Source organism: Streptomyces sp. NPDC001157, assembly GCF_053598255.1.
Genome location: NZ_JBSFJW010000003.1, coordinates 185069 through 197142 on the forward strand (window position 1 = coordinate 185069; position 12074 = coordinate 197142).

Sequence of the window (12074 nt, forward strand, 5' to 3'; positions counted from 1 at the left end):
TGACCGGATCGAGCCCCGCCGGAAGGCGGGGCCCTTCCCATGGGAGGGAGACACAGGACCAGTGAAATCGCTCTTCGGCAAGCTCGCCGACGGCACGGAGATCCACAGTTGGTCGCTGGAGAACGGCGGGACCCGGCTGAAGGTCCTCTCCTACGGAGGGATCGTGCAGTCCCTGGAGATCCCGGACCGGCACGGCCACTACACCAACGTCTCCCTGGGCTTCGACAACATCGACGACTACGTCGCCAAGACCCCCTACTTCGGCGCCCTGATCGGCCGCTACGGCAACCGCATGGCCAAGGGCCGGTTCACCCTGGACGGCAAGAGCCACCAGCTGTCCGTGAACGACGACGTCAACAGCCTGCACGGCGGCGAGCAGGGCTTCGACAAGCACCTCTGGGACGTCGAGCCGTTCGCCAAGGGCTCCGACGTCGGTCTGGTACTGCATCACACCAGCATCGACGGCGAGATGGGCTACCCCGGCACCCTCAAGGCGAAGGTGACGTACACCCTCACCGAGCACGGCGACTGGATCATCGACTACGAGGCCACCACCGACAAGGCCACGGTCGTCAACCTCACCAGCCATGTCTACTGGAACCTGGCGGGCGAGGGCAGCGGCACGATCGAGGACCACGAGCTGTCGATCGCCGCCGGCCACTACACGCCCACCGACACGGGCCTGATCCCCACGGGCGAACTGGCCACGGTCTCCGGCACCCCGTTCGACTTCCGCAAGACCAAGCCGATCGGCCGCGACATCCGCGACGGCCACGTCCAGCAGATGCAGGCCAAGGGCTACGACCACAACTGGGTCCTGGACAAGGGCGTCACGCCCGAGCCCGAGCACGTCGCCACCCTGCGTGACCCGCACTCCGGCCGCACCCTGAAGATCGCCACCGACCAGCCGGGCCTGCAGTTCTACTCCGGCAACTTCCTCGACGGCACGCTCACCGGCACCGGCGGCAGGACCTACCGCCAGGGTGACGGGCTGTGCCTGGAGACGCAGCACTTCCCGGACTCGCCGAACCACGCGAACTTCCCGTCGACCGTGCTGCGGCCGGGGCAGACGTATCGGACGCGGACGGTGCACACCTTCAGCGCGTGACGGTGCACTCGTCCGGTGTGTGACGTCGAGCACCGGAACAGAGACGATGAGCAACGCCTTCCGGTTCCCGAACTCACACTAGTTTCACATTGATTGAACAGCGTCACGGTTGTCTCCGTATGAAAGGGCGGCCCGTGCTCCCCCGCGCGGGCCACCCAAACGCGACGGGCCCGGTCGTCCCTGCCGGGCCCGCCTCATACGGAGGTTCCATGCCCGACAACGTCACCTCGCTGTTCGGCAGCAACGCGGCACACAGCCCGTCGATGGCGGCGTTGACGCGGGAGGGCGGCGACGGGACCGGCCCCGTGGACTTCTGCATTCCCTGTAATCCGTACTTCCCGACCCCGGCGATGTTCGACGAGATGTCGGCCCGCCTGCGCGACATCGTCACGTACTACCCGAGCAGCGCCGACACGATCACCGCCGAGCTGTGCAACCTGCTGCAGCTCCCGCCGCAGTGCGTGGCGATGGGCAACGGCTCGACCGAGCTGATCACCTGGATCGACCATCTGATGGTCCGCGAGTCCCTCGCCATCCCCGTCCCCACCTTCGGCCGCTGGACCGACCAGCCGATGGAGACCGGCAAGCGGGTCGACATGTTCCCGCTGCAGGAGTCCAGCGGCTTCGCCCTGGACCTCACCAAGTACGCCGAGTTCATCCGGGCCCGCGGCACCCGGGTCGCCGTCATCTGCAACCCGAACAACCCGGACGGCGGCTTCCTGCACAAGCAGGCGCTCGTGCAGTTCATGGACGCGATGGCCGATCTGGACCTGATCGTCATCGACGAGTCGTTCCTGGAATTCGCCGACGCCGAGGCCGAACCGTCGGTCGTCCAGGAGGCGATGATCCGCCCGAACGTCGTCGTGCTGCGCAGCCTCGGCAAGAACTTCGGCCTGCACGGCATACGTTTCGGCTACCTGGTCGCCAACCCGGCCCTGGCCGGCCGCGTCCGCTCCATGCTCCCGAAGTGGAACCTCAACGCCTTCGCCGAGTACGTGGTGTTCATGCTCAAGGAGCACGGCGCCGAGTACGCGCAGAGCCTCCACCAGGTGCGTCGTGACCGTCTGGACATGGCCAGCCAGCTCTCGGCCCTCCCCGGCCTCACGGTCTACCCCTCCCAGGGCAACTTCCTCTTCGTACGCCTCCCCGTGGGTGCCGAAGGCACCGTGGTCCGGGACCGGATGCTCACCGAGCACCGGATCCTGGTCCGCGAGTGCGGCAACAAGATCGGTTCGTCCAGCCGCTTCCTGCGACTCGTGGTGCGCCCCCAGGTGGATGTGCGTCGCCTGGTGTCCGGCCTGGAACAGGTGCTCTACGGGACCAGGAGGGGAGCCGCCGTACCCGAGCTGAGCGCCGGGACCAGCTACAGCTCGGGTACGGCGGCCGTGGACCGACTGGTCAGCGCCACCAACGGGGCGGGCATGCCCCTTGCCGCGATGGCTTCCGGCGGTTCGGGGGCGGGGGGCGGGCAGCCGATGCCCATGCCGATGCCGGCGGCGGCCCAGGCTCCGATGCCGGCGGTGGCCCAGGTGGCGCCCCAACCGGTCGGCTTCCCGGCCCAGGCCCCGATGCAGCCCGTTCCCGCCCCGATGCAGCCCGTTCCCGCTCCGATGCAGCAGCCGGCTCCGGTACCGGCCCCGGCGCCGATGCCCACCCCGGTACCCGCTCCGGCCCCCGGCCCGACCCCGCCGGGTGTCCCTGCCCGGGGTGGCCTGACGGCGGCTCAGGTACGAGGCACCACGGGCCCCGCCCCAGGCCTCACCCCCGCCCCGGCCACCGGCTGGCCGAATGCCCAGAGCTGGCCGAACGCGGCGGGGATGGGTCAAGCCGGCTGATCGTCGTAGGGGTGCGGTGCGTGGCCGGGCGGGGGCTCATTGTGGCTGATCGCGCAGTTCCCCGTGCCCCTGAAGGGGCGCAGCCTCAGTGGTGCCTCGACGGTGGAGATTCTGCGCCGTGGTGGCGGCCTTCTCGGTGGCCTCCCTGACGGCCGCGCTGTCCCCGATCTTCAGGGCCAGCTTGAGCTCGCGGACCGCGGCCTCTACCTCGGCCCTGGTGTCGCTCGCCACGGTGTCCTCGTGGTCATGGATGAACTTCTCGGTGGCGTAGACGAATTGATCGGCCCGGTCGCGGATCTCGGCGGCCTCCCAGCGCTCCCGCTCCCACTCCGCGTAGCGCTCGGCCTCACGCACCATGCGCTCCAGGTCGGCCTTTGGCAGGGCGGAGCCGCCGGAAACCCGCACGCGCTGCTCCTTGCCGGTGCCGAGGTCCTTCGCGGAGACGCTCAGGATGCCGTTGGCGTCGATCTCGAAGGCGACGTCGATCTGCGGTTCGCCCGCCTTCGCCGGAGGCAGACCGGTCAGTTCGAGGGTGCCGAGCTTGTTGTTGTACGTCGCGAGCTCGCGCTCGCCCTGGTAGACCTGGATCTCCAGCGCCGACTGGTTGTCCCGTGCCGTGGTGAAGATCTCGGAGCGCTTGGTCGGGATCGTGGTGTTGCGCTCGATCAACTTGGTCATGATGCCGCCCTTGGACTCGACGCCGAGGGACAGCGGAGCGACGTCGAGCAGCAGGAGACCCCCCACCTCGTGCTTGATGATGCCGGCCTGCAAGGCGGCACCGACGGCGACCGGGTCGTCCGAACGGACGCGTTTGCGCTCCTTGCCTTCGGTCAGTTCGTCGACGAGTTGGATGAGGGCGGGCATGCGTGTCGAGCCGCCGACGAGGACGACGTGGTCGATATCCGAGAGCCTGATGCCGGCGTCTTTGATGACGTTGTGGAATGGTGTCCTGCAGCGCTCCAGCAGATCGGCGGTGAGCTGCTCGAACTCGTCCCGGGTGAGCCTCTCGTCCAGATGCAGCGGACCCTCGGTGGACGTCGTGATGTAAGGCAGGCCGATCGTGGTCTCCGTGGTCGAGGAGAGCTCGACCTTCGCCCTCTCCACGGCCTCGCGCAGGCGCCGCAGCGCCAGCCCGTCCCTGGACAGATCGACGCCGTGGCCCTTGGCGAACCGCTTGACCAGGTGGTCGACGATGCGCTGGTCCCAGTCGTCACCGCCGAGCCGGCTGTCGCCGTTGGTGGCCTTCACCTCGACCACGTCGTTGCCGATGTCCACCAGTGACACGTCGAAGGTGCCGCCGCCGAAGTGGATGACCAGGGCTGTCTCGTCGTCCCTGTCCACGCCGTAGGCGAGAGCGGCGGCGGTCGGCTCGCTGATGATGCGCAGGACGTTCAGCCCCGCGATCTCGCCGGCCTCCTTGGTGGCCTGCCGCTCGGAGTCGTTGAAATAGGCCGGAACAGTGATCACCGCATCGGTGACCCGCTCGCCCAGGTACGCCTCGGCGTCCCGCTTCAGCTTCTGCAGGATGAACGCGCTGATCTGCTGCGGCGTGAAGTCCCTGCCGTCGATGTCGATCTTCCAGCCGGTGCCCATGTGGCGCTTGACCGAGGAAATGGTGCGGTCCGTATTGGTCACCGACTGCCGCTTGGCCGCCTCGCCGACCAGCACGTCATGGTCCTTCGTGAAGGCGACGACGGACGGCGTGGACCTGGCGCCCTCCGCGTTGGTGATGACGGTCGGTTCTCCGCCTTCGAGAACACTGACCACGGAATGCGTCGTACCAAGGTCGATCCCGACAGCACGAGCCACAGTGAGCTCCCCCCCAGCCGCCGCGGCGACAGCCGCGCGTGAACTTCCCCACCATCAGGTTTCCCTGACGGATGGTCCATACACGGCTGCGCAACAGGCCTCAGGCTCTGCATCTGGCAAGGGACAGCCAGCCCGGCAGGTCGACCTCCGCGCGAACGGTCTTGCCGGGCGGCGGCTCGCGGTCCAGGACCTCCCACCGGTCGGCGAGCGCATCCACGAGGAGCAGTCCGCGGCCGGTCTCGTCGAGGAGGTGTGCGGGCGGCGGCACGACCTGCGGGTGCCGTTCGGCGCGGGTGTCGGTGACCTCGATACGGACGCTGCCCGTGACGAGCGAGAGCCGCAACTCGAAGTCCCGCCCGGGGACACGGCCGTGCGTGACGGCGTTGGCGGCCAGCTCGGCGACGATCAGGGCGACGTCGTCGGAGGCGTCACTGCCGTGCGGGATGCCCCAGGCGTGCAGCTGGTTCACGGCGAGATGCCGGGCGAGGCGGGCGGCCCGCGGGGTGGCGGTCAGACGCTGAGCGAACACACGTACGGTGACCGTGGGTTGGGGGGTGGGGAGGCCTGTCATGGGGCCAATTTGGCGGGTGGGGTGGGCAGTTCACCAGGTGGGAGGCGCGTACGCTGCGGGAGCGTACGTGGTGACCGGGTGGACAGTACCTGTGACCGGCCGTGACCATGTCCAGCATGGGTACGGGAAGCGGCGGTGAGCCGGAGTCATCGGTCAGTCTGCGCCAGTTCGGAGCGGTCCTCCAAGCCCTCCGGGAGTACCACGGGCTCAGCAGGGAGGAGCTCGGGGACCTGGTGGGGTACTCCAAACATACGATCGCTTCCATCGAGTTGGGCAGGCGCATGCCGGACCTCGGGTTCGTGGAGGCAGCGGAGGCCGCGCTGGGGAACACCGGGGCACTGAGGAAGGCGGCGGAGTACCTGGAGCGGGAGGCGGGGCTGGCTTCCTGGTTCCGGCGGTGGGCTGCCATGGAGAAGCTCGCGATCACCCTCTACACGTACGAGTCGAGGATGGTGCCGGGGCTGCTGCAGGCGGAGCGGTACGCACGGGTTCTGTTCACCCAGCAGCTGCCGCCACTGGATGACAACCAGATCGAGGACAACTGGGCCGCCCGAGCCAAGCGCCAGCAGTTACTGCGGGACCTCCCGAACACAGCGTTCGGCTTCATCGTGGAGGAGCACGTCTTCCGGCGGCGCACGGGCGGAGCCGAGATCACGCGGGAAGCCATCGACCACGTACTGGAGATCGGCGAACTGCGGAACGTCGAGGTCCAGGTCATGCCAACGGTTCGGGAGTCCCATGGCGGGCTGGCCGGGCCCATGCAGCTTCTGGAGACCCCGAAGAACAAGTGGTTCGCCTACTGCGAGGGACAGCGAGGCGGACTGCTCGTATCCGACGCGAAAGAGATCAGCATCCTTCACCAGCGGTATGCCAGGATGCGGTCACAGGCTCTCACCGCGGAAGACTCTCGGAGCCTGTTGCAACGGATGCGAGGGGAGCTATGAAGACCTCTGAACTGACCTGGTTCAAGAGCAGCTACAGCAGCGGCGGCGACGGCGACTGCGACTGCGTCGAAGTCGCTCTGAACTGGCACAAGTCGAGCTACTCCAGCAGCGGCGACGGCGACTGCGTAGAGGTAGCCACCTGCCCCACCACCATCCACATCCGCGACTCCAAGAACAAGCAGGGCCCCCACCTCACCCTCCCTGCCCCCGCCTGGGAAGGCTTTCTCACCTACGTCTCCGCCCTCACCGCCCGTCCAGAAGGGCAAGCCCCAGTGGCGTGACCGTATGAAGCACGGCCCTGCCCGCCCGGCACGTGCTGAGCAGGCCCGCCTCGCGCAGGATGCCGACGTGGTGGCTGGCGGTGGCCATGGCGACGCCCGTGTCGTGGGCGAGTTCGGTCGTCGTCACGCCGCGACCGGCCACCGATTCGAGGATCTCGGCACGGGTGCGGCCGAGGAGCGCGTCCAGGGAACGTAGGCCCGGAGCGGTGCTCAGCGCACCCTCGTGCGCCATGGGATAGACCACGACGCACGGCAGCGTCGGATCCTTGAGCAGCGTGGGCCTGCGCCAGCAGAAGTACGAGGGCAGCAACAGGAGTCCGCGGCCGTCGAGGTGGATGTCGCGGTCGATGCCCAGGCCGGTGAGTTCCAGGACCGGTCGGTGCCAGGCGAGTCCGGCGTGCAGGGAGTTGAGCAGTCCTCCGAGGCCGTGGTCGGCCAAGTAGCGGGTGTGTGCGGCGCGTTCGGCGTCGAAGCGGGTACGGATGCGGTTCCACCAGGGGGCCAGCGCGGTCGCGAAGTAGTGCCGGTGCAGGCGTCCGAGGTGGGTGACGGTGTCCTTGTCGCCGTCGGCGAGCAGCCGCGCCCAGGAGGGCAACCGGCGTCCGGCGCCGGCGAGTTCGGCCAGATCCCGCCCGAGACGCTGCCGTGGCGTGGACAGCAGGGCGCCGACACCTGCGTCCAGGCCACCGGTGCCGGCGGCCGGGGTGAGGAAGTCCGCAGAGTAGCCGACCGGTGGCGCGAGCCGCAGCAACTCACCTACGGGGGCGGGCAGTTGGCGGCGTACCGTCTGCCGCCAACTGCCGAAGACCAACGACCCGGTGTCCGTCTGCAGCATGTGCATGCTCAGCAGCGCTTCCCACATCGGGTCCGGAGCCTGCGCCAGCCGGATCTGAGAGAGGTCGTCGTCGGTGAAGTGAATGCGTACCGCCATGTTCCTCATCCTGCGCGGCCCCGCGCCGCTTGCCATCCTGAGAAATCATGGGGTGGCACGTACACAGCCGCCTCAGCCAGGGGCTCCACTCTTTCTTCACCCTGCACCAGGTCAACTCAAAGAAAAATCAGGGAAGCCGTGAAGCGCTTTCCGTAACCTCCTTTCCATGCTCAAGAAGATCATTCTTCCTTTCGTTGCGGCGATAGCGCTGGTCGCCGGTCTGGCCGCCCCTGCGCAGGCCGCCGACTTCAAGTGGCACAGCCACCCCTACGAGGTCTATTTCTCCGCGACATCACCTCTCGGAGTCTGCCTCCTGGTCGACGCACACGGGTCCATCCGGTTCTACAGCAGGACAGTGACCGGCGGCTACGACGAGATCCAGGTCCACGAGGTTCAGCTCGACAAACCGACGATGTACGTCCAAAGCCGCAACAACTGCGGCCGGAACGGCCACGCCGTCAAGCTCAGCAAGATCACCCAGAGCCAGGTCTGGTACAACTACAGCTGCTCCAACAACTGGCAGCTCTCGGCGGGCACCGGATGGTTCGGCGGGGTCGGGTACACACGCACCTGCGGCAACAAGCAGCGAGCGGGGCGGACCACAACCGATGAGAACACTTCTCTCTCCATTCAGCACAACACCGGGTACCACGCCACCCTGTCCCACCACTTCCTGATCGATGAGCAAACGGGCAAGATCTGCGAAAGACTGGATCTGTCCACAACGATCCACCTGCACGGCGACAACGACTACTTCATCCAGACGTTGCGCCCCTGCGTGCTGGGCCACTGACGCCCACCCGGGCCATGGCCGGTTCCGATCCTCGGAATCGGCCATGGCTACAGGGGTGACCCGAACCGGTCGTCGTCGGTGAAGTGAATGCGTACCGCCATGTCCCTCATCCTGCGCGGCCCCGCGCCGCTTGCCACTCCCCCGAAACGGGGTCGGCGGGTCAGGAGGTCGGGGTGACGAGCATATGCTCGGTTCCCAGCTGTGCGGCGCCGGTGTCGGTGTACATGGTGGTCTCCCCGTCGGACCAGCGGATGACGAGGTCGTCGGTACGGCCGTTTCCGGTGTAGTCGCCGGTCGTCATGGCTGTGTCGTGGGTCCAGGTCTTGTTGGGGTCGAGGATGCGCTGCTCCTTGCCCAGGCCCGAGGTGGTGGTACCTACGTAGTTGTCGAGTTCACCGTCGACCCAGCGCACCATGAGGTCCCACTTGGTGTTGCCGGAGAACTCGCCGCTGGTGAGGAGCGTGGCGTTCTTCCAGGTGCCGTTCGGGTCCTTGAGCTTGTGCTCCTGACCGAACGTACCGGCACTGACGTTGGTGTAGAGGGTCAGTTCCCCGTCGGTCCAGCGCACGATGAGGTCGGTGACGAACTGGGCCGCGGCGAAGCGGCCCGCGGAGATCTGGACCGCGTTCTTCCAGGTGTCGTTGGGTTTGATCATCTGGATGCCGGACCAGTTCAGGCCCTTGCTGCCGACGTCGCCGTACAGCGTCACCTCGCCGTCCGACCAGCGGACCAGCAGGTCGAACTGCCTGGACCCGGTGAAGTCGCCCGCGGTGATGGTCTTGGCGTTCTTCCAGGTGCCGTTGGCGGCCAGCAGCTGCCGTTCGGTGTCGTAGCCGCCGTGTCCGTTGCCGGGGTAGAGCGTGACCTCGCCGTCGGTCCAGACCACGATCATGTCGCTGTGCCCGGTCTGCCGGAAGTCACCCGAGGCCAGCAGGCCGGCGTGCTGCCAGGTGGCCGCCGAGCCGGGCAGCCACGGGTCCCCGGATCCCTCGTAGGGCGGCTTCTGGGGCAGCTCCTTGTGGTCGGCGGCGTGGTTGAACAGGTCCTGGGCGTCCTTGCCGTAGACCGGTGCGTACGTCACCCAGTCGTCGTTGGCGTCGTTGCCGCCGCCGTTGTATCCGCCCGTGTTGCCGATGACCTTGCCGGTACCGGTGGTGCTGTTGTAGTCCTCGATCCAGGGACCGCCGGAGACACCGTTGTAGAAGCCCTTGCAGGTCATGCGCATCTGGCGGAAGCCCGGCAGCTGGGAGGTGCTGACGGGGCAGCGGACCGGCACGTGCCCGGGGTTGTCGCCGGCCGAGCCGGGATAGCCGATGACGGTGACCTTGTGACGGTAGCTGCTGGTGGGCGTGAAGGTCAGAGCCCCCGTGACGTCCTCCACCTTGCCGCGGCTGTTGGCGTCGACCTGGGCGAAGGCCAGGTCGAGGTCGGACGCGGCCGCCTTGGTGTTCCTCGAGTAGCGCTGGTCCCGGTACACCTTGGCGACCGGGAAGACGCCGTCCGGCTGCTCGGCGGCGGACTTACCGATGCGGTAACGGGGCACGAAAATGGCGTGCTTCGCCGTGTCCAGGCCGATTCCGCAGTGCCCGGCGGTCAGGACGATGTCCTTGGCGGCCGTGTGCACGACGCTGCCCGTGCAGTAGGTCATCGGGCCACCCAGAGGCCTGCCGTCGTAGAAGAAGGTGCCCACCATCGGGTGGCCGAGGAAGTGCTCGGGGTCAGGTGTGCCGGACGGCGGCGGCCGGTGGGCGGCGGCGCGCTGTGCGCTGATTCCGTGCCTGGCGGCGGCCGGGGCCGGTGCGGCGTCGACCGGGACCGCGTTGTCCATGCGGTCCGCCGTCCAGTACTTCTCCTCCTCGCTGAGGCTCGGTCCGCCCGAGGGAGCAGGGGAGCCGGTCGCGGCGGACGCATGCCCGGGGCCGAGTATGCCCGCGCACAGTCCGAGCACGAGGGCAGGAATCCAGCTGTATCTGGAACGCAACGAGGTGTCTTTCCGTCTTGGAGTGAGCCGAACGGCGAGTGGGTGACGTCGAGCTTCACGCAACGCAATCGCACACCAGTTCGACAATGAAGAGCGGCCAGCATACCGACCCCCGGAATGCTGCCGGGTACGGCGTCAGAAGACAGGACAGGCAAGAGCGATGGACAGATTCCGCACTGCCGCGTGGGCGGCGCTTCCGCTCCTGCTGCCCCTCCTGGCGGCCGGGCCGGCCTCGGCTTCGTCCTCACAGCCGACGCCATCGCTCACCTACGGAAGCGTCAGGTCGGTGCGGCCCGGCGACCAGCTGACGATCGACGCCCAGCAGAAACGGGGCGAGGCCTCAAACGGCGACATCATGCGCTCATCCGCGTTCATCACGGCAGGCAAGATGCGCATGATGGATCCGCTGGTGACGACCACCGTCACCATCTCCTGCGAGGCCAAGCCCGGCACCTATCCGGTCCTACGGCGCGACCCAGGAGACGTGCGCCCGGAAGAGCACCCGTTCCAGTGGGCCCGGGTGCGCGTGGAACCGGCCGACGAGGCCGCCCGCCGGGCCTGCCGCGACAAAGTGAAGAAGCTGCCCCGGCCCGAGCTGGAGGAACGCTGGGGTCCGGACGCCCCCTGGCCACAGACGGAGTGGGACGTGCGGACCTTCCGGGCCGGCAGCCGCATCGAGATCACCACCGACGGCGTCTTTGCCTCGGAGGGCGATAGCCTCACCTCGCGCGCCTTCACCGACCGCCCCGTCCTGCAAGACGGCAAAGCCACCCTGACCGCCACCGCCACCCTCAGGTGCGACGCCACGCCCGGCCTCTACGTCATCTACCGGCACGCCGTGGACCAGAACGGCCCCGCCAAACCCATCGCCCGGCTGCGCGTCGCCCCCGCCGCCGACCCAGAGGCCTGCCAGGCCCGGCAGGCGGCGGCGCACCGCACCACGGCGATCGCGTGGGCCGCGGGCGGCGCGCTCCTCGTGGCCGCGGCGGGCGCGGCGTTCCTCCTGCGCGCCCGGTCCCGCCGCGCGCGTGCCGCCGCGACGGGACCGGTCGACGAGTCGTAAAAGTGCCGCACATTTCCGAGAAGTCCCCTGCCGACAGGCGGCTTCGGGGTCGGCACGGCACCTAGGCTGCCGGGCACTCCTTCCACGCCATGTGGTACGTGGTGCTGATGTTCCCGTCGGTCGAGTCCATGGTCATGAAGCTGACCTTGCCCGGGTTCGCGGTCCCCGCGTTCACTCTCAGCTCGGTGTTGATGTTGAAGTTGCGGAGGACTCCACAGGGCGCCCAGACCAGTTGGGCGACCTCCGTGCTGTCGGTTGCCTGCCAGTCGTCGTTGTACGAGCCGTTGAACGGGTGGGTCTTGGGCACCGTGTTCGAGGAGCCCTGGAAGTAGTACGAGGCCTTCTGCGTGGCACTCGCCCCCGGCTGGAGCGAGAGGAAGCCGCGGTAGTCGGCGCTGGCGATGGCGTAGGTGAAACCCTGCGGGACGTGCACGATCAGGTTGAGCTGGCAGTTCCTGCGGAAGGCCGTCGGATCGGAGTTGCCGCCGGCCTGGGCGAGGTACTGGCTGTAGGTGACCGTGAAGGCCGTGTTGTCCGGGGAGACGGCGACGGCCGCGGTGCCCTGCGGGCAGCCGGAGCCGTTCACCGTCGCCACATCGATGACGATCTTGTCCGGGGGCGGGTTGTCGACGACGGGGGACGAGGCCGGTCCGGGCAGTGCGGTGGTGAGCAGAGCGGCTACGGCGCCGCTCAGCAGGAATCCGCCAGTCATGGCTTCTCCGGTTCTGTGAGTGGGGGGTGGCGCACCCCGGCCCGCC

Annotated in this window: 10 protein-coding genes and 1 pseudogene; 6 read left to right on the forward strand and 5 right to left on the reverse strand. The window is 68.1% G+C overall.

Going from position 1 to position 12074, the window contains the following annotated elements; translation table 11 throughout:
• Nucleotides 1–46: 46 nt before the first annotated feature.
• Both ACWDAG_RS06980 and ACWDAG_RS06985 read left to right on the forward strand, forming a co-directional pair.
• Nucleotides 47–1108 (forward strand): annotated as a pseudogene (locus ACWDAG_RS06980) (aldose epimerase family protein); the annotation flags it as partial.
• Between the two features lie 209 nt (nucleotides 1109–1317).
• Complete coding sequence (locus ACWDAG_RS06985) at nucleotides 1318–2943, forward strand: pyridoxal phosphate-dependent aminotransferase (RefSeq protein WP_450694554.1); 1626 nt, start codon at nucleotides 1318–1320, stop codon at nucleotides 2941–2943.
• Nucleotides 2944–2979: 36 nt separating this feature from the next.
• On the opposite strand, the gene dnaK is transcribed toward ACWDAG_RS06985, so the two are convergent.
• Nucleotides 2980–4752 (reverse strand): molecular chaperone DnaK, encoded by a 1773-nt coding sequence (gene dnaK / locus ACWDAG_RS06990; RefSeq protein ID WP_450694555.1) that lies wholly within the window; start codon nucleotides 4750–4752, stop codon nucleotides 2980–2982.
• 100 nt (nucleotides 4753–4852) lie between these two features.
• Nucleotides 4853–5323 carry an ATP-binding protein gene (locus ACWDAG_RS06995; RefSeq protein WP_450694556.1) on the reverse strand — a complete coding sequence of 157 codons (471 nt, stop codon included), beginning with the start codon at nucleotides 5321–5323 and terminating at the stop codon, nucleotides 4853–4855.
• Between the two features lie 107 nt (nucleotides 5324–5430).
• Here ACWDAG_RS06995 and ACWDAG_RS07000 point away from each other — a divergent pair, with 107 nt between their 5' ends.
• Nucleotides 5431–6267 (forward strand): helix-turn-helix domain-containing protein, encoded by an 837-nt coding sequence (locus tag ACWDAG_RS07000; protein WP_450694798.1) that lies wholly within the window; start codon nucleotides 5431–5433, stop codon nucleotides 6265–6267.
• The gene (locus ACWDAG_RS07005) at nucleotides 6264–6548 is read left to right on the forward strand and encodes a DUF397 domain-containing protein (protein ID WP_450694557.1); all 285 of its coding nucleotides are present in this window, start codon (nucleotides 6264–6266) and stop codon (nucleotides 6546–6548) included. The genes ACWDAG_RS07000 and ACWDAG_RS07005 overlap by 4 nt, the downstream gene beginning before the upstream one ends.
• Here ACWDAG_RS07005 and ACWDAG_RS07010 read toward each other — a convergent pair.
• Nucleotides 6511–7479: an ArsR/SmtB family transcription factor gene (locus ACWDAG_RS07010; protein ID WP_450694558.1), complete on the reverse strand. Its 969-nt coding sequence runs from the start codon at nucleotides 7477–7479 to the stop codon at nucleotides 6511–6513. The genes ACWDAG_RS07005 and ACWDAG_RS07010 overlap by 38 nt on opposite strands.
• A gap of 166 nt (nucleotides 7480–7645) precedes the next feature.
• On the opposite strand from ACWDAG_RS07010, the gene ACWDAG_RS07015 reads away from it, so the two are divergent.
• Complete coding sequence (locus ACWDAG_RS07015; RefSeq protein WP_450694559.1) at nucleotides 7646–8272, forward strand: hypothetical protein; 627 nt, start codon at nucleotides 7646–7648, stop codon at nucleotides 8270–8272.
• A 160-nt stretch (nucleotides 8273–8432) separates the two neighbouring features.
• Here ACWDAG_RS07015 and ACWDAG_RS07020 read toward each other — a convergent pair whose 3' ends face one another.
• Nucleotides 8433–10253, reverse strand: coding sequence for a trypsin-like serine peptidase (locus ACWDAG_RS07020; protein ID WP_450694560.1), 1821 nt, complete (start codon nucleotides 10251–10253; stop codon nucleotides 8433–8435).
• Between the two features lie 160 nt (nucleotides 10254–10413).
• Here ACWDAG_RS07020 and ACWDAG_RS07025 point away from each other — a divergent pair, with 160 nt between their 5' ends.
• Entirely contained in the window at nucleotides 10414–11316 is a 903-nt protein-coding gene (locus ACWDAG_RS07025; protein WP_450694561.1) for a hypothetical protein, read from the forward strand.
• Nucleotides 11317–11377: 61 nt separating this feature from the next.
• Here the strand turns inward: ACWDAG_RS07025 and ACWDAG_RS07030 are convergent, their stop codons facing one another.
• Nucleotides 11378–12028: a DUF4360 domain-containing protein gene (locus ACWDAG_RS07030; RefSeq protein WP_450694562.1), complete on the reverse strand. Its 651-nt coding sequence runs from the start codon at nucleotides 12026–12028 to the stop codon at nucleotides 11378–11380.
• Nucleotides 12029–12074 lie beyond the last annotated feature (46 nt).